A 20,251-nucleotide genomic window follows, 5' to 3' on the forward strand; every position below is an offset into this window, starting at 1 on the left:
TGATACTCCTTTGACTATGTGTTCGAAAGGTTAAACTTCCATATCTGTGATTTTATTCGTTTCAGGATCCAACTTTTTGATTGTCGGTTCATCATTTATGTTATTAATTCGGAAGATCACTGAGTCGCCTACTTTATTCAGCCCATCGATCAAGTTAGATTTCACATTGAGTTTTTCTTCGTTTTGTCCGTCTAAGTCGATTCTATACATACCAGATTGATAGGCTCGGTCGAGTCCATAGAAAATTCCTTGTTCCGTGATGATGAAGTCTGAAATCCATAGCTCTGTAAGAACTTCTGGTTCTGTTGGTTCTGAGATTCCCCTTCTAATTAAAGCTAAATTTTCATTTGTATAATAGTAGTAACCGTCCCACTCAACTAGTCCGGATATATCGCCTTCAAATAAAACCGTTCTAGAATGATTATTCAAGTCGATTCTTTCTATCGTTTTATAAAAGTCGTACTCTTCTTCGCTATAGCTTACAAGTAGATGATTATCATACAGAGCGAACTCAGACGCATGTACATCCGAGAAACGTTCTAGGTTTTTACCATCTAGATTCATTCGGTAAATGTTTGATTCTGCATCTTCACTGATAAAATAAATCCACTCTCCTCGAATTTGAAGATTGCGTGGATAACCGAGACCAAAAATTGTTTCTTTTTCTGTCCCATCAAACTGAATCCTTTTGATGGTTTTATCTTCTGTATAATAGAGCCAGTCTCCAGCGATATTCAAATCTCCTTTGTAATACCCTGAATCAATCTCCGTTAAAAATTCCTTGTTCTTAAAGTATTTATCTGTTCTAACGATCTGATTATCATTTTCTAAGTAAAAGATGTACGCCTCATTTTCTACACCGATACCCGAATTGATAATATTCTCTACTAGATTTCCTCGTGTACGTTCGTCGACGCCTTCGACTGGTTCGTGATTTGTTGCGAAGACATTGTGATAAAGGACTTTGCTTTCCCAAAGAATGCCTGAATCCAGAAAAAGAGGTAAAAATAAAACAAATCCTGAGGCTAAGATTTTGAACCTTGACCACTTTCTGGACCAACCTGTTTGATCGCCTTTAAAGTGTTCGCTTAAGAGGCTAATATAATGATTCGGTCCTTCGATGGTGGCTCTTCTATATGTATAATGAATCGTGATTTGATCCGGTACGACGAGACTGAACGGAAAATCGAAGCTCGGTCTGATCAAGAGTTTATTTTGGCGTCGATCCATGAGCTCCCACTTTCCTTCTTGAATAACGTCTTCGAGTTCTCTTAGATTTTCCAGTTGTATTTCAATTTCATTTTGTTTGTATTTATCCGTCATCCAGTTTAAAAATAAGAATAGGGATGCGGCTAATTCAAAGGTAAAGATATTGAGTTCCGTTTTGAATACAAGTCCGTATAGTACATAGACCATTGCTGTTATTGGTATAAATATAAACACGATTCCTCTGATTGCGATATTCAACTCGTTTTTAAGTTTCTCCATACTTTCTCCCCCTATAGTAAAAGCTGAAAAAAATAGTACGATTTTATCTTTTCTCTATTCTATCAAAAAAGATCCTCTTTACGTAACCGCTTTTTGTTTGAAATGTGAACAGAATCGTACTGTATGTTTAATTTTCTAAATGCAAAAAACTCGAAGCATTCACGTTCGCGCTGTGAAGTCTTCGAGTTCTTTTATGGTACCTTAACTTTAAATCTATTCTATTTATGTTTATTGATATCTTCTTTAACTTTCAAGAAATAAATCAATGTTCCAATTGCATAACCGAGTCCGCCACCAATGAATGTCCCCATTAACATTCGACCCAAAACAAGTCCAATGATGGTTCCGCTAATCGCGCCTACGACCGTTGCCACTAACATCACTATATTGGTATACCCATTATCTCTTGTAGGCATCATGTTGAAGTTGCTCCTTTTCTAATTCAAATCTAAAAGCACCGTTTTGGTTATTATAACACCTTCGCATCAGATACTGGGATCTTTATCCATTGATACCTCTTTTAGTTACATCTCTCATTATCATTTATTTTAGTGTCCTGATTTACAAAATTTCAAAATCATTAGAATGTATTGCAAATTCAGTCGAAAGTAAAGACCACCATACATATTCCTCTGCAAAAGCTTATCCTAAAATACTATGTAAATAGATATACTATTTTTCAAGACATAAACAGACTGACGAGGCTTCTACCAAAATCGCGTCCTGTTTCGTAAATAGTCGCAAAAATTTCTGAGTAGTTAACTATAAATTCAGTCGAAAATAGGGCACCTACCGCAGCCATCAAAAGTCGTTTGGGGTTCATTTTTATTCCAAATAATGTCACTATTCGTACACTCCTTTTTATTACTAATCAACTTAATTGATTATCCATAATTAAATATCTTCTATTCTGTCATACTCTTATAAAACTATAACATTCACCAAAACAAGCATCAACGTTTAATCAAAACAAAAAATCGTTCAATCAAAATGACTCGACTGAACGACGTAGATTATCTACTATTTGTTTTTTGATTATATATTCTCTTGTTTCAATCCATCAATGATGGTATCTTTTTTGACTTTGTTACTGGAATAGATCATGGCTAGTCCGACGATCACAAACACACTGATAACGGCTATGAAGATAGCAGTCCAGGGCATTTCGAAGGCGAATTGGAATCTGGTACGCCACACTTGGTAAAATGCATAGATCATTAGGAAACTAATGGGCAGTCCATATAAGAGTGATTTCAATCCATAAAATAGACTTTCCAGTTGGATCATTTTGGTGAAACTTTTTGGTGTCATCCCCATTGACCTCAGCATCGCAAACTCTCTTTTTCTCAGTGAGATACTCGTAGAAATAGTGTTGAAAATCGTAGCGATACAGATCAGCGTAATCAATACCACAAAGGCATTTGAGAAGACGTATCCTAAGAGAATAATTTGTTCTCCTCGTTGTTTGGCTCTCTGTCTATTGTAGATTGAGAAACTCGCGCCTCCTGAATCTGCTTGAATATCTAGCAGTTTATTTTCGAGCGATTGTGCCTGATCGCTTTGGTAATAAAATCCTCTTTCGACTAGTTCAGCTTCCACTCGTTGATCATCTACCAAGGCGTTGAACACTTCTTCTGAAACGAATACGTTTACCATACCAAGCGTTACATTATTCGTAATCCCTATCGGTGATGTATCCGACAAAGCCGCAATTTTCAAAGCAGGTAGATTGAAGTTGCTGTCGGTTTCGAGATCATATATTTCAGGTACGAGTTCATCGTTAACTTCTGCGTTCAGTGCTTTTGTTTCAACAATATTCTCTTCTCCATCTTCTGTTAAATATTGTATGGTTTCCTGAACAATCATCATTGGATCTTCTGTATTGGTCATCGTCTCGTATGCCACACCGTTAGAAGCCGCATAGTTTTCCATCGTCTCGGCATCAAGTCCATAAATCGTTATGCCGTAAGGATATTTCCCATCTTCTAGCTGCGCATATACAGCGAGTTCTTCAGCGATTTTGTCTTCCTCAATCCATGATGTACCCGAAATCCAGCTAAGCGCTGCTACTTGTTCGATTTCATCAAGTATTGTAAGTTTAGCATACAGTTCTGGGCTTATTGGATCTTTTCCTCTCTGCTCTAAAGTGACCTCAACATCGTAGTTCACTCCTTGCTCAAGCAATTGGTTCGATTTTGACAGACTAGCTGCGAAATAAGTGATTGTCAGAAATAATACGATACTGATACTTAAAGAAAAAACGATTGCCCGGTAACCAGATCGGTTTCTTCTGATATTCTTCGAAGCTAGTTCTCCTTCAATACCAAATATTTTACGCAAGATTTTAGGTGTATGAACCGTTTTATTCGATATTTTAATCGCTTGAGTCTGACGGATTGCATCGATGGCTGTAATTTCAGACGCTTTCTTCGCCGGTATATAGGTGGAAAGGAACAGCGTACTGATCGAAATAATTAAAGCAATCAGAATTGTCCAGTAAGAAAAGACAACGCGCAAGCTTTCAGTCGTATCAATTGCTTGTTGGATTAATGTATTGAAGATCAAAAAGGTTAAAGCAATGCCTGTATAGCCAACTATGATTCCAATTGGGATACTGACCGCACCAATCAAAGCGCCTTCCCAGAAGACTATCTGGCGTTTCTGACGTTTTGTCGCACCGATACTGGATAACATCCCAAGTTGTCTTGCCCGCTCTGAAACGGAGATCGCAAAAGCATTATAGATCAGCGATATCGAGCCGACCACAATGATGACGATAACGATGATCGACAAAGTGATCAACATATTTCGTGTTCTATCCTGAGAAAGAATCCCATAATATCTTAATAAGTTACCATGCGACCCCACTGATTCAATGCCTTGAGTTTCTGCGAACGCTGTAATATATTCCGGAGATGCTTGATTTAAGTGGTCCATTACGATATAAGCATCTGTTGTCTGGTCATCCGTAATCATCTGCATATCTTTGTAGGATAAAAATACATAGCCTGGATTCCAGCTATTTTCAAAAAAAGGTGTTTCCATCATACCGACAATCGTATAAACGGCTGATTTTTCTATAGTCAGTGTTTCTGAAGCACCTTCATAATTGACGACCTCATCTTCTTGTGTCAACGTTCTAGAAGGATCATCAGAGGGGACTCTCTGTCCCAACTCCATTTCGATGGTATCACCAATTTCATACGTAAAAGCATCCTGATTACTAGCAGACTCAGAGATCAATAATTCATTGGACTCTGTAGGTAGCCTTCCTTCTTTTAACTGAATTGGAAATGTCTCAAAAGCTGTTGCATTGTAATTACGAACTAAAAAATAAGGTCGGTCTGGATTCGTGCTTCCCTCAAACTCTGCGTACCCTTCGTCCTGACTGACTAAAATATCTCTTTGCTTTGGATCTTGCTCGATTGCTTCCAGCTGAGTAGCATTGATGTCAGAATAAGAAAAATGCCATTCTCCTTCATTCGCAATTACCTGACGCTGCAGGAGATTCATAAAAGAGAGACCTAATGTAATTACACCTGTAATCATCGCGACCGAAATGATCACACCAATCACGGTGATCAAGGAGCGTTTCTTATTCAACCATAACTGCTTTATCGCTAATTTTTGAACGATTGTCATGAGCGGATCCTCTCGTCTCTGATGATACGTCCATCCTCTATGGCGATAATTCTGTCAGCCATTAAAGCGATCTCCTCGTCATGTGTGATCATTACTAGCGTCTGGCTGAACGTCTTGTTGAAATGTTTCAGCAACGACATAATTTCTTCGCTGTTCTTGCTGTCCAGATTTCCTGTAGGCTCATCTGCTAGCATAATTGCTGGATTACTGACGAGTGCTCGACCAATCGAGACGCGCTGCTGCTGACCACCGGATAATTGATTCGGTAAATGCGTCCGTCTTTCTTCCAATTTAAGTGACTTTATGATCTTTTCAAACTGTTCCTGATCGATCTTGTGACCATCCAGTAACAAAGGAAGGGAAATATTTTCTTCTACATTCAAAACAGGGATCAGATTATAGAACTGATAAATCAGCCCAATCTGTCTTCTTCTAAAAATGGCTAGCTGCGTTTCATCTAGTTCATAAATATCCGTATCTTCGACCCAAACTTTCCCAGTCGTTGGCTTGTCCACTCCACCAAGCATATGCATCAAAGTAGACTTCCCCGAACCTGACGCACCAACAATTGCCACAAATTCACCTTTATCTATCGTGAACGACACGTCGTCCAGTGCTTTCACAATCGTTTCACCACTGCCATACTCCTTAGACAGACCTTCAACCTTTACAATCTCCATGTTTTTGTCCTCCTCTTGTTCTATGACATTAGTTTACCTGTCGAACATGACTCTCCAGTGACTCGATTATTGCAATTTAGTCACTTTAACGTTTATGAAACTTTATACTGAACTGCGTGCCCTTTCCAAGTTCGCTTTTCACGTCTAGCGATCCTTGCTGGCTCTCGATAACCGTATGCGCCATAGCTAATCCAATTCCGATACTATTTTTTGATGCATTCTTGCCTCTATAAAATCGCTTGAATATATTTGGAAGATCTTCTCTTGAAATGCCTTTCCCCGTATCTTCAATTAAAATCTCTGTGTAGAGCGGGTTTTCTTTATAGTGGATACTAATGCGACCTTCTGCTGGAGTATGTTCGACACAATTTTTCAGGATATTGATAAGGGCTTCACTGGTCCAAGCTTGATCTCCTATAAATGTTACGCTGTTTTCCCCCGTTATCAGGAGGTCCTGATTTTTCAATTCAATTGGAATACGTAGCGGTTCGAGCGACTGTAGAACTAAATCCTCTACAACTATGGTTTCCTTTTTGAAGATGGCAATGCCTGCATCGATTTTGGATAGTTTCAGCAAAGAACTGAGTAACCAGTCCATTCTTTCCAGTTGTTTTTCAATGTTTCCAGTGAATTCTATCCGTTTTTCTTCAGTGAGATTTTGCTGACTCAAGAGATCGATCATAACAAGCATCGAAGTCAGTGGTGTTTTCAGCTGATGTGAAATATCTGACAGTGCATCTGCTAGACGTTTCTTGTCTTGGTTCAAATAATCACTTTGTTTGGATAGCATCAAGGTCACTTTGTAGATCTCGTTTTTCAAGATACTCAGTTCACCTTCTTGATTGTCTCTTACATCAAGAGAATACTGGCCATTACTGATTGTTCTCAAGTAACCTGACAAAGATTCAATTTCCTTATACCGCTGACGATCAAAATAGAGACTGACTCCAATCAAACCACTCATACTGAGCAAAGCTACAATCCCAGAAAGTGGATTGATCAAAGCAATAATCAGCACACCAATCAAAGCCACACCCATCATACTTAGTAGCATTTTACTTATTCCTTTGTTTCTGAACATATCAGTCCCCTAACTTGTATCCCAGTCCTCTGACTGTTTTAATGACTTGTGGCTTCTGGGCATCTTCTTCCAGTTTATCTCGGATTCTTTTAATATAGACTGTTAACGTATTATCATTCACGAAGTCCCCGGCAACATCCCAGATCCCTTCTAGCAACTGCGCCCGAGATAAAACGTGCCCTTCATTTTGAATAAAGGTCAGTAAAAGCTTATACTCTAGAGCTGTTAACGCAACTTCTTGGTCGTTTTTGTATACTTTTGCTTCTTGCCTGTTCACTCTGATCTGACCAATCGTATACCCCGTCAAATCTTCCTGTGGTTTTTGATACCTTCTTAACACAGAATGGATTCTGGAAATCAGTTCTCTTAATCTGAATGGTTTCGTAATATAGTCATCTGCGCCCATATCCAGCCCCATCACTACGTTCACTTCTTCTTCTAAAGCCGTCAGAAAAATAACCGGACAGTTACTTTTTTTTCTAATCAGTTTGCATAGTTCATAGCCCGTGCCATCCGGTAAGGTAATATCCAACAGACATAGATCAAAGTCTGTTGTTTCAATGGCGCTCCTTCCAGAAGCAACATCATGACAGAGAACGGTACTAAATCCTTCTCCTTGCAGAGAATATTCCAGACCAGCAGCGATTGTAGTGTCGTCTTCAACGATTAATAGTTGCATAAGTCACCTCTAAGTCCGTAATTTTATCGATCATATTCATGCGTCATTCTCACTCATTATACAAATTGCCTATACAATGAACAATCCCTATCATGAAATGGTCAACGCGAAAAGACACCGCCTCATTTCACTCAGCAAATGAGCTGGTGTTTTGAGGAGGTGTCGCTTTTTTATCTTATTCTACAATTTTCAAATAAATTTTCGAGGTGATCAGATAGACGATGCCATAAATCAGACTGAATACCAGAGCTACAATTGCAACTGTCCCAGCTAGCAGCGTGTGTGTGATGAGTCCGATAGCAGAAAGCATCTGGAACAAAATCGGATACGCAACAATCGTGTGTATAATTGCTACCACAAGTGGCAACAAGAACATCCAAATTACTTGAGAGCGAGTCGCTTTTCTTGTCATTTTTTTATCGAGCCCAACTTTCTGCATGGCCTGAATTCTTGCTCTATCTTCATATCCTTCAGAGATCTGCTTGAAGTATGTGATCAATACGGTTCCAATAACGAACAAGAATCCTAAATAGATTCCAAGAAACAAGAAGCCACCTGTGATGTCGTAGTAATTGATTCGGAACTGTTCTCTATTTTGATAAAAAGGAAAGCCAAGGCTTCTATCTCTGAAAACCTCTGTCATATGTTCAGCGTAGGCCAGTTCTTCTGTCTGTGAACCTGTCGTTGACCATATAATTTCTTTACTGACACTTTCCGTGAAGTCCGTTAAATATCCATTTATGACACTACGGATAGACATCAAGGTATCCATGTCTGGCAAAACGACTAGAAGTTGATTCATATTTGGACCTGTCGTAACTAGATAATCCGGTACATCATCCAGTTGATTGATTCTATAATCCACACCTTCAATATCTAAAGTATTACCTGAGATCATTTTTGAAGGATCATCTACATAGATAGCGCCATTTTCAAGCGTCAGAGACTGACCGGTTAGCTCGTTATAATCTTGTAGCGTAATCATGACGGTATTAACGTTCTCAACAGCATCACTTTCTACAGCCTTGCCTGAATAGCGATAAATCAGCTCATCATCGATAATCTGATTATCATAAAAAGACATTTTTGAGTACGACTTCAAGTCTTCGATGTCCACTGCGCTATTTTCTGTTTCTTCTCTCACGATATTTAGTAACGGTTCTACTTTGGTCTCTTCAAACTCGGATTCACTTAGATCATCTACATTTGAAACATTTAAAGTATTTTCTACTGGAATAGCTAACCTAACCAGATTTTCAGCACTCGTATAAAGTGCTGTCGTTGTAGAGACTGTGATGAGTACCATCGCAGATAACAGACAAAGATTTGCCAGACCTGTCGCGTGCTGTTTCATACGATAAAGCATTCCAGAAATCGAGATAAATGGACCTGGTTGATAGTAAAAGTTTTTTCTTTTCTTTAAAGCTTTTAGAATAATAATCGTTCCTGCATTGAATAAGAGGTACGTTCCAAGCATCACTAATACTACAGCTACTGTAAATAATAATATAGCCTGAACCGGATCCTTTATGGTTAAAGAAAGGTAGTAACCTGCGCCCATTGAAACCAGTCCAAGGACAAATAAAATCGGCGAGCTTTTCGGTTCTTTTTCTCCTGATTGTCCACCTTTCAGCAATTCAATCGGATTTGAAAATTGAATGTTCACTACGTTGATTGAGTAAGCGACGATAAAAATGACTCCAAATAACGCTGCCGTCAATAGTATCGGTAAAATCCCTACTGTGAAGATAAAATTCTGCGGTAAAATCAGAATGAAATCAATGGCATAAAACATTAGCTGGCCTAGTAGTGAACCTATAATCAATCCTGTTATTAAGCTGACTGCAAAAGTTATAATCGTTTCGATCGCAATAATCTTAGCAATATGTCCTTTTTCAAGCCCTAAAATATTGAAGAGCCCGATTTCTTTTTTTCGTCTTTTCATGAGGAAACTATTCGCATAAAGAATAAATACAAGAGAAAAGATCGCTACGACGATGGCTCCGAGTCGAAAGAGTGGTAATAAAGATTCTCCTCGCTCAGTGACAAAGGAGTTTGTAATCAATGAAGCGATCATATAAAACATTGACACAATTAGCGTAGAAGATACAACAAAAGGAATATAAACCTGTTTGTTGGACTTCATATTTCGAGTAGCCAGCTTTAAGGCAAGGTTAAATTCCATCTTGCTCACCTCTATCGAATGAAAACAGTAAGGCTTTGGAAATTCTATCCATAAATACTTCAGTAGTCTGATCTCCACGGTAAATCTCGTGATAGACTTCGCCGTCGCGAATGAACAAGACACGGTTTGAATAGCTTGCTGCTCGAGCACTATGTGTCACCATTAAAATGGTCTGGTTCATTGCATGAATATCTGAAAACAGATCCATCAATACTTCGGATGCTTTCGAATCCAGTGCACCAGTTGGCTCATCAGCCAGAATCAGTTTAGGTTTCGTGATTAGTGCTCTGGCTACTGCCGCTCTTTGTTTCTGTCCACCTGAAACCTCGTAAGGATAGTTGTTGATCAATTGACTGATGCCTAATTTTTCAACAAGTGGTTTCAGCCTGTCTTCCATTTCTTTTACCGGCATCTGTTCCAGTACAAGTGGCAGTAAGATGTTGTCTTTAAGGGAAAAGTTATCCAGTAAGTTGAAATCCTGAAATACGAATCCTAGTTGTTCTCTTCTGAACTTAGACAGTTCTTTTTCTTTGATCGTCGTAAGTGGTGTACCCGCCAAAGTAATCTCACCTTCAGATGGTTTATCGAGTGTCGATAGTAGATTCAGCAAGGTCGTCTTACCAGAACCAGATTCCCCCATGACTGAAACAAATTCTCCCTCGTTTACTGAAAAATGCACGTCTTTTAATGCGGTCGTTTCTTTAGCGCCTAGTCGGCCTGTATATGTTTTACGAATATGTTTTACTTCTAAAAATCCCATTGTGTTTTGCCCCTCTCTTTTGTTATACCCATCATATAATCTTCTGCGAGCTGGAGCATTTATCTATTCTTACGATTTCTCAAGTAACCTTACAAATCTGTAAGGTTCAAAATCAAGGCTTATTCAAATAGGGTCGTTTTCTTTCTGGAGAAGTCAATAATAGCTCGTGTCCCTTTGCCTAGTTCAGAATCGATGGTCAGGGTGATGTTCAATCTCTCTGTGATTTTCCTTGAAATGAATAAACCAATCCCCGTCGATTTGTCGTGCAGTCTACCGTTTAATCCGGTGTAGCCTTTTTCAAAAATTTTAGGCAAGTCTTCTTTGCTGATGCCAGTTCCAGTATCTTCGATAATCAGTTTCTGGTCTGGTGTGGCTGTGATTTTGATGGTGCCAGTTTCCGTGTACTTTAAGCTGTTAGATAGAATCTGTTCAATCAGGACTTGTACCCATTTCTTATCTGATTGGACTATAAGATTTGTTGGTTCAAAGTCCAGACTGATTTTGTTGTAGATAAAGAGGATGGCATATTTTTTCAGAACGGAGCGAATAACGAGGTCGATGTCGACTTGTTCGATTTCCAGTTCCTTACCGGTCTCTTCTAGCTTAAGATAATTTAGGGCAAGGTGGATGTAATCATTGACGTGTATCAATTCTTGCTCCAATTTACGTTGCTGAGGTGTTTGGTCTTTTTGTTGTTGTAGGATCAAACTTATCGCAGATAGAGGAGTCTTGATCTGGTGGATCCATAAGGAAAAATAATCCATCAATTCAGATTGTTTTTCTATGTCTGCTTGCTTTTTGCGCAACAAGGTTTCTTCTAGATTCATATAGTTCTCTTCATACATTTCGTGGATGTAGTCACTGGACAAAAAGGCATCAGTTTTTGCGTACTGGGTCGATTCTGCTCTTTTAACTCTTGCTGTGTAAAGATAAAACTGGATTCCAACTGACAGAATGAATAACAACAAACAGATTTGAAAAGCCGTCGTGAACACTCTAGACTCTTGTCGGGTCAAGAAATAAACCGCTCCAAAGACGAGTGTCTGCAGAAAAAAGAGTATGATCTGCGGACGCAGATACTTCAAGAAGCCGCGTGTCAAAGCTATTTTATCAGACGCCATAGCCGGCTCCTTTCTTGGTTTTGATTAGGTCTTCTTTTTCTAGTTCTTTGAATTTTTTTCTAAGTCTGGAGATGTTGACGGCTAGTGTGTTGTCGTCGATAAAGGATTCGTTTTCCCACAGTCTGGTGATGATCGTTTCTCTGGTGACGAAGGTACCCTTGTTTCTAAAAAGGAGTTCTAGAATTTGCGTTTCGTTTTTGGTGAGTTCGATGGACTGGTCTCCTAATGTGATGGCAGCCTCTGCCGGTTTTAGGATGACGTCTTCTACTGTGAGGTAGTTTTCGCTTTCAGCGTAGTCGTAGGTCCGTCTCAGCATAGCTTGGACTTTGGCGATCACAACGGTCAGGCTAAAGGGTTTTTGAATAAAGTCGTCCGCACCCATTTGGATGGCCATAACCATATCCATATCATCGGTTCGTGATGAGATAAAGATGATGGGCACATCGGAGCGTCTTCTAATTTCCTGCGTCCAGTGGTAGCCATTAAAGGCGGGCAAATTAATATCCATTAGAACAAGTTGCGGCTGTTCGGCCATAAATGTTTCTAGGATAGACTGAAAATTCGTAATGCAAAAGGCTTCATACTGCCATTTTTCTAGTTCTGATTTCAAAGATTCTGCGATGGTCTGGTCATCTTCTACGATCATAATCTTTATCATATATGGCTCCTCGTTTTCGCTTAGTTGGATTCAATTTCTGGTAGGCTTTTGTTCATTATACAAATAGCGGTCTAATAGAACAAGGCAGGTCTAATGCATCTTTGAAAAAGGTCAGTTCTCTCTTCACTGATTATGCTATACTGGCAAAAATGGAGGGAAATAATGATGCAGTTATATCATTTATTAATGATAGCAACGGACAGTACTATGGAAATCACAGAATATTCTACTAGTAATATGGCAGATATAATGTATTATCTCTATTTATTCTGAAATTTCTTTGTTCAAGTAGCGCCAATATTGATTCTATTATTTATTGCTCGAATCGTGTGGTTTATTTATCAACTGGAACTCGATAAATACGATGACCGACACTCTACATAATGATTGATACAAAAAGATACCTTCGAGTTCCTATAACATAAGGATTCGAAGGTATCTTTTTGAGTTTTAACCGTATTTTTTCTGATGCGCTTTTTTCAATTTCAGATAATCTTCGTCTTCTCGAACAATAATCCATTTCTTTTCAAAGATAGCAGCGGATTCGGCCTTTTCTTCATCAATATCTCGCTCTTTCACTTCGCCATCTTTGTCGTACTTCTTGCCGCCTTTATAATTCGCGTAACGACGAGCGCGCGTATAACCCATTTGAATGAATTTTCTTGCCATATCCATCCCTACGAAATCGTCTGCTTCCTTGTAATCCAAATACATCTGATAAATTTTCTCAGAAGATTCTTTGGCGATCTCAGGCGTTTTAAAGCGCCAGTGGGGAAGAATCTCGCCTTTATAAGGCTCTACCATCAATACGCCTTGTTCTCCTCGACCGACTCTGTAGAGCTCTGGTTGTTCGCGGAAATCAATATTATCGAAATCCAAATCATAGTCAAATGCCACTCTCTTCACCCCGTCTATTTATGTAATCCGTTCATGAATCTCCCGTTTCTTCTACCCTACTTTAATTCACTATTCGAATCAACTTTGTTGTTTTCATTCGTTCTCTTAAATAGAAAAACCGAAAACAAGTCCCGCTTTTTTGCGGTCTCGCCTTCGGTTTATGGCTTTAACTATTTGTCATGCTTTGTTCTCTTTTTATGAACGTAGTAACCAATCCAGATAATCAGACCAATTCCAATCAGAAACGGCAAAGCATAGATCAAACCGATAATCAGATTTTGTAACACATAGTAAAAGGCATATGCAGAATCAACTAGTGCTTCCTGAATGCGTTCAAGGAATGGCCTATTTTCTCTTTCTCCAGAAATCCGTGGACGTTCTGACAGACTGACTTCAACCCTTGTATAATCGGCCAGACTGTCGTAGTTGTCTAGTACTGTCTGTAAAGATTCTCTTTCTGAAATCGTTTCCGAAAGACTGTTTTCAATCTGAATAATATCTTCTATCGATTCTGCTTGTTCTAGCAAAGTATTCAATCGTTCTTCTTTGTTTCTGAGTACATTGACTCTGGATTCTGTATCCGTATAGTTTTGCGTTACATCTTCTGTACCCACATTTTCGTTTAGTTTGACGGCATCGATACCGTCTAACTCTCCTAAAAAGCCTTCAAGCGATTCGGTTGGAATGCGCAAAGTATAGTACCCATCACGGTACACACGGTTCGAATCATCCATATAGTTTCCAGTAGACTGATTGGACTGCTCAACAAATCCGCTGAACTCTGTCACCTTATTCATGATATACGTATTGCTTTCTTCAAAGTCCAGTGTTTCATAATCTCGATAAACGAACCTGATGACTTTTTCTCCAATCAAAATTCCTCCATCGTCGGTATTCGTTGTACTTTCTTCTGTTTCAGAATCCCACATGTCTCCAGAAAAATCATCCGTCACTGCTTCTTCCGTAGACATATCGCTCTCTGAATAATCCGTTCCCCCTGAACAACCCGCTAACAAAATGCCTAATCCTATTCCTGCCACAAGCCACTTCTTTTTGAACATGAGACTTCCCCCTTAGATAGACTATGTATTGCTTAATACAATTTTATCAGAAGGATTTTGATATAGATAGCGCTTTATCAAATAGGACGTCTACTAGTGATTCGCTTTATTTATTCATACACATCCTATATTGCTCAATGTTTTTCATTCCTCTATACTTTTATGTATAAGGTCTAAGTGACCTGTACATATAAAACTAAGAGAAAAGAGATGATTTTGCATGACCTTGATAAAAGCTTACAACCTGATGGAAAATAAGAAAGTGATTTTCTGGCTGAATGTGATTTCTATTCCTTTGATTTTTTTGTTTATATTTTTGTTTACAACCTTATTATATGTCTTTTATGGAAACGAAGATTTCGGTGTATCCATGAATTTTGGTCTAATGGATTTCGTTATATTTTTATTGTTCTTTTTTTTATTAATTGTAGTGCACGAACTGATTCACGGTGCTTTTTTCAAACTGTTTCATCCAGAAGGAAAGGTAAAGTTTGGATTCAAGAACGGAATGGCTTATGCGACGAGTCCTAATTCCTTTTACACAAGAGGACAATTTATTCTGATCTGTCTGGCACCTTTTGTTTTGATTTCTTCGGCACTCATGGGTTACGCTCTATTTTCTCTAAATACGTCTATTCCGTTGATTTTTCTAGCATCCTGCCATGCAGCCAGTTGTGTCGGAGACTTTTACTGGGTCTTTTTGATTTCTCGACAAGGTGGAGATATCCGTGTTCAAGATACTGAAGTGGGCATGTCTATTTATATGAAAGACTAATACTTTTTAGATAGATCTACCTAAAAAGTTGTAATTAATAAAAAACAGCGTTGTTATAGACTTGTTTTTTTGACTATTTTCAAAAGTTTATATTTAAAGTAGGAGGATTTTCAATGACAGATATAGAAAAATATTGGCATAGTTATGCCGAATCTAATGGATTAACATTAAAGACGCCTGATTCTTGGATGTTTGGTGATGGTAGCAAAGCCTTAGGTGACGAATTAGTCAATTTAGTTTTGTCAGGAAAAAAGACAGGTACGTGCGCTGCAAAAGAAAGTTATATAGTCGAAAAAGAAGCTATTCCCAAAGTTGGACAGTATGATATTATTTTGAATGGTGACAGCAAACCTGTAGCAATCATAAAATATACAAAAATTGAAGAAATACCTATGAACCAAGTGAGTAAAGCTTTTGCTATCTCAGAAGGAGAAGGAGATTTAACTTACGAATATTGGTATAAAGAACATGAAATTTTTTTTATAAATGAGTTTAGGGACTATGGGTTAACCTATACACCCGAAATTATTTTGGTTTGCCAAAATTTTGAAGTTGTATTTCCAAATATAACTCACTAATAGAAAATAAAAATCGAACAGTATATAGACTAGTGACATCGTTGATTTTACTAGCTTACCTTTTGTCTCTATGTATCTCATCTGGTATGATGGAATTCAATCAGTTATTTCATCAAAGGGGAGAGTCATCATGAATACACGTAACATTGAACTACAAAACCAGCATTTGGATCAAAACGACGAGAATGTGCAGAACTATTTATCGTTATATGACCAGCATGATGAAGCACCTTACCTGTCTCCAGGCCGCGATTTAAACGCTTGGTTAAAAGATATTGAGATTGGTTCGGCCTCACTTGTACCGAAAAGAAATATGGTTCGTTTAGAAGAAGGTATCCTGCCTGGTCATTTAATCTTGCTTTGGAGAATCAGCTTTTCAACATTTACAAACGAAAGTGGTTTTCCAAAATACTTTGAATATACATATGGAATCAATGCTGAACAAGCTCTTGAGGACGTATTAGAAAAACACTATGCTAAAGAATTATCTTCAATGGAGTCCTTAACGCATCTAAACGCTGCACAACTAAAAGCTTTACTAAAAGACAAAAACGCAACTGGCTATTCCACTTTGACTAAGGGACAATTGATGGACCGCGTCAGAAGCGCTTATCTTGAAGACGAACTTGAAACATTGTTCAACATTCGTGGCTATATGTTGACCTCAATCGGTCTTTCCCTGCTTGGGAAATATCCTGAAATTATAGATAAGCATCCTAAGAAGAAGTTTTAAAATGAACTTTACTGATCATCAAAAATAGAGGAACCCAGACTGTACAACATCTGGCTTCCTCTATTTTCAGTTTATTCTATCAGGATAATTCAATGTTTCCCATATACCATATAGATAACTCGCACCTAATGATCGATCATACAATCCGTACCCCGGTTTTCCTTTCTCTCCAAAGATCATGCGTCCATGATCAGGTCTCATATAACCGCTATATTGGTGTTTTTTCAGTAAACTCATAACTTTAACCATATCGATTGAGCCATAATTTGACGCATGTGCTGTCTCTTCAAAGCTTGTATCCTTATGCAATTGAACATTCCGCACATGCATAAAATGAACTTTTTTCATACTCAAGTATTCATCCAACATGTTATAGATGTTATTCTCCTTACCAACCCCAAGTGAACCTGTGCAAAACGTGATGCCATTAGATGGACTTGTTGATATTTCAAACAAACGTTTATATGATTCTTTATTCTTGATAATTCTTGGTAATCCAAAAATGCTGTAAGGTGGATCATCTGGGTGAATCGCCATTTTGATTCCTACTTCTTCTGCAACAGGTAAGATGTTCTGAAGAAAATAGGTTAAGTTTTCCCAGAGTCTTTCCTCATCCACAGATTCGTATTGATCCATCAATTCTTTTAAAGCTTCATATTCGTAAGACTCATCCCAGCCGGGAAGAGAAATCGACTGATTTAGAGGATCTAATTTCTCTAACGCTTTTTCATCTAGCGCAAGTGAACTGGATCCATCTTTGTTTAGAAAGTCCAAAGTTGTTCTTGTCCAATCAAAGATAGGCATAAAGTTATAACAAATGACCTTAACGCCTTGTTCAGCTAAATTCTTGATAGTCTGCTGATAATTTCTTATCCAAGTATCTTTTGTTTCCAAGCCTAATTTGATATCTTCATGAATGGGTACACTCTCTATCACTTCTAATGTTAACTGATTATTCTCTATTTCATTCCTTAACTCTTTGATATCTTTGGTCGGCCATACCTCTCCTACAGGGATAGAGTATAAAGCACTAACAATCCCTTTCATGTTAGGAATTTGTCTGATGTAGTCTAGTTTCACTTTATCACTTTGTCCATACCATCTAAACCCTAGTTTCATAGTCCCTCCGTTGATCTATATTTTTTGCTTTTTCAACCGTTCACTCTAGCTAATCATTGCTCATTTCAGCTTGTGCTCTTGTCACACGCTCGCTGATTTTAATAAAAGGCATATACAGGAATATTCCAAACACTATGATAGCTAGTTGAACAAGAACGGCTTTCCAATCACCTGCTGTGGTTAAGTAAGCGTTCATTAAAGGAGGTGTCGTCCAAGGGACCATTATCACTGATTTCCCTATGAAACCAAGAGCAGTAGCAAAGTAAGCCACTATAATACCTATCGCAGGCAATAATACGAAAGGAATCATCATCGGAAGGTTAAATACAATTGGAAATCCAAAAATCATTGGTTCATTAATATTAAATATACCGGGTGCTAAAGAAATACTTGTGACCTCTCTTGATGATTTCAATTTACCGAAAATCAATATAGAGATCATCAGTGCAACTGTAGATCCAGTTCCTCCAATCATCCCAAATGTTGATAGAAATGAGTTAGTGATAATATTCGGTGCTTCTTCTCCTGCTCCAAATGCAAGCATGTTTTCATTCATATTTTGTAGTGTCAAGGGATCAAGTATTGCTCCATTAACTACTGTCGCGTGAATTCCTATAGTAAATAAAAAATTCGAAAAACTATAAATGATCACAGTCCCAATTAAACTAGTATTAATTTTACGTAGAGGTTCTTGAATTACATTTGTTATTAGTTCAATTAAGTTTGTATCAAATACACTAATTAAAAGTGCGGAGACTATTCCAAAAAAACTTAGTGTTATCAATGTAGGTAGCATAACTGTAAAAGATCTACTAACTGCAGGTGGAACGCCGTCGCCTAAATTAATTTGTAATTTTTTCAAACTCGAAATTTTCATAAAAATCTCAGTAGCTAATAGTCCAACAATAATTCCGGAGAACATTCCGGTAGTTCCTAAGTTGTTGAACGTCAGACCACCCGATACTAGTGCTGCTTCACCAGTTTCAACAACATTCATAGAAACCGTTGTTGGCATCATAATAATGAGTGTTCCGATTGCTATCGCAGCTGATGCTAGAGGATTTTGAAATCCTTTATTTTTAGACAAACTATATGCAATCATAGGAGCAATCAATAAACTGGCAAGATTTAACGTTCCATTGGTGATAACCGTACCCCAGACTTTAATACTGTCTAAACTTTCTCCGGTAAAAAACCAAGGAAAGACGACATTATTCATTAATACAGCAAGGCCTGCCAGTATAAAGAACGGAATAATAACTGCAAAAGCATCCCTTAAAGATCTAAGATGTACTTGATTACCCAATTTCACTGCGAACATTGTAAAACGATCAACAAACGAATTATTTTCTTTCATTTTTATTCTCCTATTCTAGTTCTTCACCATTGGATTGAATAACTTTTTTGAACCAGTCATAACTTTTTTTAGGTACTCGTTTCATATCTTTTAAATCATGATTGTCTCTGTTTACATAGACTAAACCGTATCTCTTATTCATATCTCCTTTAGAACTTAGAATGTCGATTAAACCCCAACCTAGATATCCTATAACTTCAACACCATCTTCGAACATTGCATCCTTCATAGCTTGGAGATGCTCTCTATGATAGTTAATTCTATAGTCATCATGAATCGGGTTAACACCATCCCAGTTTTCTTTAACGCCTATACCATTCTCAATAGGAAAAACTGGTATTTGGTATCTTTGATACAGCTTATTAAATATATCTCTAAACCCTAAAGGATCTATTTGCCATCCCCACTCTGTACTTTTCAAATGTGGATTTGGTTGTTTTCCTTTTTGCATGGCAAAATTAATTGGTGTCTTTGAATCGACTAAATCGGAATTTAGTGTTGAACTTGCATAGTAACTGAACGAAAGAAAATCACTTTTTAATTTACTTAGCTCGTTTAATTCTTCTGGTGTAGCGTGCATATTAATACCATTATTTTTTAGAAAAGTTAGAACTTCTTTGCTATAGCGGCCATGAACAAAAGCATCTAATAAATGATAGTTTATAAATTCATCCCACTTTCTAGCTAGTAAGATATCTTCTGGTTTGCTTGTTGCCGGATAACTTTCAGAATAAGCCAACATTCCTCCAATTAGACAGTCCGTCTGTTCATGGATATAGTTCGCAACTCCTACATGTCCCATCATAACGTTATGGCTGATTTGATAGAGTTCTTCAATCGTTTTTTCACCTTTCATATAACCACTAATATTGAAGACTTCCGGGACGTGAAATAAATTCTGTTCGTTGAATGTGATCCAGTACTTAACTCTGTCTCCAAATCGTTTGACCATTTCAATCCCAAAATCAACAAACGCTTTCATTACTTCTTTACTTAAAAAGCCATTATACTTTTCAGCAAGATGTAACGGCATGTCAAAATGATATAGACAAATCATTGGCTCAATCCCTTTATTAATTAAAGCATCTATAAAGTCACTGTAATATTGAATGCCTTCTTCATTAAAAGCACCATTTCCATTTGGATTCACTCTACTCCAAGATATTTGAAAGCGATAACAATTCATTCCGATCTCTTTCATCATAGTTAAGTCAGTATCATATTCATGATAATTATCATTTGCTACTTTCCAGTCAGAGAGCATTTCAGTTGCTTCTCTTACATCATAAACCGAGGCCCCTTTTCCTCCCTCATTCCATCCACCTTCTGTTTGCATACTAGAAACTGAATTTCCCCACAGAAAATTTTTCGGTAACTTTCTTGATAATTTTTCCAATCTTAGTCCTCCTACGTTTTGAATAGCATTCAATAGACAGA

18 protein-coding genes are annotated in these 20,251 nt (G+C 37.8%); 3 read left to right on the forward strand and 15 right to left on the reverse strand.

Annotated features, from left to right (window positions below; all coding sequences use genetic code 11):
• Positions 1–30: 30 nt before the first annotated feature.
• From VXN63_RS06030 to VXN63_RS06085, 12 genes are all read right to left on the reverse strand, one after another.
• A complete protein-coding gene (locus VXN63_RS06030; RefSeq protein WP_327757104.1) occupies positions 31–1,488 on the reverse strand; it encodes a DUF5050 domain-containing protein in 1,458 nt (485 codons plus the stop codon).
• Positions 1,489–1,706: 218 nt separating this feature from the next.
• Positions 1,707–1,907, reverse strand: coding sequence for a hypothetical protein (locus VXN63_RS06035; protein ID WP_327757105.1), 201 nt, complete (start codon positions 1,905–1,907; stop codon positions 1,707–1,709).
• 616 nt (positions 1,908–2,523) lie between these two features.
• Complete coding sequence (locus tag VXN63_RS06040) at positions 2,524–5,130, reverse strand: FtsX-like permease family protein (protein WP_327757106.1); 2,607 nt, start codon at positions 5,128–5,130, stop codon at positions 2,524–2,526.
• Positions 5,127–5,810: an ABC transporter ATP-binding protein gene (locus tag VXN63_RS06045; protein WP_327757107.1), complete on the reverse strand. Its 684-nt coding sequence runs from the start codon at positions 5,808–5,810 to the stop codon at positions 5,127–5,129. The genes VXN63_RS06040 and VXN63_RS06045 overlap by 4 nt, the downstream gene beginning before the upstream one ends.
• Positions 5,811–5,895: 85 nt before the next feature.
• Positions 5,896–6,891: a sensor histidine kinase gene (locus tag VXN63_RS06050; RefSeq protein ID WP_327757108.1), complete on the reverse strand. Its 996-nt coding sequence runs from the start codon at positions 6,889–6,891 to the stop codon at positions 5,896–5,898.
• A gap of 1 nt (position 6,892) precedes the next feature.
• Positions 6,893–7,570 carry a response regulator transcription factor gene (locus VXN63_RS06055; protein ID WP_327757109.1) on the reverse strand — a complete coding sequence of 226 codons (678 nt, stop codon included), beginning with the start codon at positions 7,568–7,570 and terminating at the stop codon, positions 6,893–6,895.
• A 175-nt stretch (positions 7,571–7,745) separates the two neighbouring features.
• Positions 7,746–9,755: an ABC transporter permease gene (locus VXN63_RS06060; protein WP_327757110.1), complete on the reverse strand. Its 2,010-nt coding sequence runs from the start codon at positions 9,753–9,755 to the stop codon at positions 7,746–7,748.
• Complete coding sequence (locus VXN63_RS06065; RefSeq protein WP_327757111.1) at positions 9,745–10,515, reverse strand: ABC transporter ATP-binding protein; 771 nt, start codon at positions 10,513–10,515, stop codon at positions 9,745–9,747. Before VXN63_RS06065 ends, VXN63_RS06060 begins: the two co-directional genes overlap by 11 nt.
• Before the next feature lie 119 nt (positions 10,516–10,634).
• Entirely contained in the window at positions 10,635–11,636 is a 1,002-nt protein-coding gene (locus tag VXN63_RS06070; protein WP_327757112.1) for a sensor histidine kinase, read from the reverse strand.
• Entirely contained in the window at positions 11,626–12,294 is a 669-nt protein-coding gene (locus VXN63_RS06075; protein ID WP_327757113.1) for a response regulator transcription factor, read from the reverse strand. Before VXN63_RS06075 ends, VXN63_RS06070 begins: the two co-directional genes overlap by 11 nt.
• Before the next feature lie 450 nt (positions 12,295–12,744).
• On the reverse strand, positions 12,745–13,191 hold the full coding sequence (locus VXN63_RS06080) for a DUF4385 domain-containing protein (RefSeq protein ID WP_327757114.1): 447 nt from the start codon (positions 13,189–13,191) through the stop codon (positions 12,745–12,747).
• Between the two features lie 170 nt (positions 13,192–13,361).
• A complete protein-coding gene (locus VXN63_RS06085; RefSeq protein ID WP_327757115.1) occupies positions 13,362–14,252 on the reverse strand; it encodes a DUF4349 domain-containing protein in 891 nt (296 codons plus the stop codon).
• 220 nt (positions 14,253–14,472) lie between these two features.
• Here VXN63_RS06085 and VXN63_RS06090 point away from each other — a divergent pair, with 220 nt between their 5' ends.
• The 3 genes from VXN63_RS06090 to VXN63_RS06100 all read left to right on the forward strand — a co-directional run bounded on the left by VXN63_RS06090 (position 14,473) and on the right by VXN63_RS06100 (position 16,338).
• Positions 14,473–15,027: a DUF3267 domain-containing protein gene (locus tag VXN63_RS06090; RefSeq protein ID WP_327757116.1), complete on the forward strand. Its 555-nt coding sequence runs from the start codon at positions 14,473–14,475 to the stop codon at positions 15,025–15,027.
• 113 nt (positions 15,028–15,140) lie between these two features.
• Positions 15,141–15,605 (forward strand): ASCH domain-containing protein, encoded by a 465-nt coding sequence (locus VXN63_RS06095; protein WP_327757117.1) that lies wholly within the window; start codon positions 15,141–15,143, stop codon positions 15,603–15,605.
• Positions 15,606–15,735: 130 nt separating this feature from the next.
• Positions 15,736–16,338 carry a hypothetical protein gene (locus VXN63_RS06100; RefSeq protein WP_327757118.1) on the forward strand — a complete coding sequence of 201 codons (603 nt, stop codon included), beginning with the start codon at positions 15,736–15,738 and terminating at the stop codon, positions 16,336–16,338.
• A 66-nt stretch (positions 16,339–16,404) separates the two neighbouring features.
• Here the strand turns inward: VXN63_RS06100 and uxuA are convergent, their stop codons facing one another.
• From uxuA to VXN63_RS06115, 3 genes are read right to left on the reverse strand one after another with little or no spacing between them, the layout of a single operon-like run.
• A complete protein-coding gene (gene uxuA, locus VXN63_RS06105; RefSeq protein WP_327757119.1) occupies positions 16,405–17,457 on the reverse strand; it encodes a mannonate dehydratase in 1,053 nt (350 codons plus the stop codon).
• Positions 17,458–17,506: 49 nt separating this feature from the next.
• Positions 17,507–18,814, reverse strand: coding sequence for a PTS sugar transporter subunit IIC (locus VXN63_RS06110; protein ID WP_327757120.1), 1,308 nt, complete (start codon positions 18,812–18,814; stop codon positions 17,507–17,509).
• A gap of 10 nt (positions 18,815–18,824) precedes the next feature.
• Complete coding sequence (locus VXN63_RS06115; RefSeq protein WP_327757121.1) at positions 18,825–20,210, reverse strand: glycoside hydrolase family 1 protein; 1,386 nt, start codon at positions 20,208–20,210, stop codon at positions 18,825–18,827.
• Between the last annotated feature and the right edge of the window lie 41 nt (positions 20,211–20,251).

Origin of the sequence: Marinilactibacillus sp. XAAS-LB27 (assembly GCF_036039175.1) — a bacterium.
Classification (GTDB): domain Bacteria; phylum Bacillota; class Bacilli; order Lactobacillales; family Carnobacteriaceae_A; genus Marinilactibacillus.

Bases quoted from the DNA above. Each gene is read 5' to 3' on its own strand.
- VXN63_RS06070 (WP_327757112.1), bottom strand. From the start codon at position 11,636: ATGGCGTCTGATAAAATAGCTTTGACACGCGGCTTCTTGAAGTATCTG.
- VXN63_RS06090 (WP_327757116.1), top strand. From the start codon at position 14,473: ATGACCTTGATAAAAGCTTACAACCTGATGGAAAATAAGAAAGTGATT.
- VXN63_RS06065 (WP_327757111.1), bottom strand. From the start codon at position 10,515: ATGGGATTTTTAGAAGTAAAACATATTCGTAAAACATATACAGGCCGA.
- VXN63_RS06075 (WP_327757113.1), bottom strand. From the start codon at position 12,294: ATGATAAAGATTATGATCGTAGAAGATGACCAGACCATCGCAGAATCT.
- VXN63_RS06095 (WP_327757117.1), top strand. From the start codon at position 15,141: ATGACAGATATAGAAAAATATTGGCATAGTTATGCCGAATCTAATGGA.
- uxuA (WP_327757119.1), bottom strand. From the start codon at position 17,457: ATGAAACTAGGGTTTAGATGGTATGGACAAAGTGATAAAGTGAAACTA.
- VXN63_RS06040 (WP_327757106.1), bottom strand. From the start codon at position 5,130: ATGACAATCGTTCAAAAATTAGCGATAAAGCAGTTATGGTTGAATAAG.
- VXN63_RS06100 (WP_327757118.1), top strand. From the start codon at position 15,736: ATGAATACACGTAACATTGAACTACAAAACCAGCATTTGGATCAAAAC.
- VXN63_RS06055 (WP_327757109.1), bottom strand. From the start codon at position 7,570: ATGCAACTATTAATCGTTGAAGACGACACTACAATCGCTGCTGGTCTG.
- VXN63_RS06085 (WP_327757115.1), bottom strand. From the start codon at position 14,252: ATGTTCAAAAAGAAGTGGCTTGTGGCAGGAATAGGATTAGGCATTTTG.
- VXN63_RS06050 (WP_327757108.1), bottom strand. From the start codon at position 6,891: ATGTTCAGAAACAAAGGAATAAGTAAAATGCTACTAAGTATGATGGGT.
- VXN63_RS06060 (WP_327757110.1), bottom strand. From the start codon at position 9,755: ATGGAATTTAACCTTGCCTTAAAGCTGGCTACTCGAAATATGAAGTCC.
- VXN63_RS06030 (WP_327757104.1), bottom strand. From the start codon at position 1,488: ATGGAGAAACTTAAAAACGAGTTGAATATCGCAATCAGAGGAATCGTG.
- VXN63_RS06045 (WP_327757107.1), bottom strand. From the start codon at position 5,810: ATGGAGATTGTAAAGGTTGAAGGTCTGTCTAAGGAGTATGGCAGTGGT.
- VXN63_RS06110 (WP_327757120.1), bottom strand. From the start codon at position 18,814: ATGAAAGAAAATAATTCGTTTGTTGATCGTTTTACAATGTTCGCAGTG.
- VXN63_RS06035 (WP_327757105.1), bottom strand. From the start codon at position 1,907: ATGATGCCTACAAGAGATAATGGGTATACCAATATAGTGATGTTAGTG.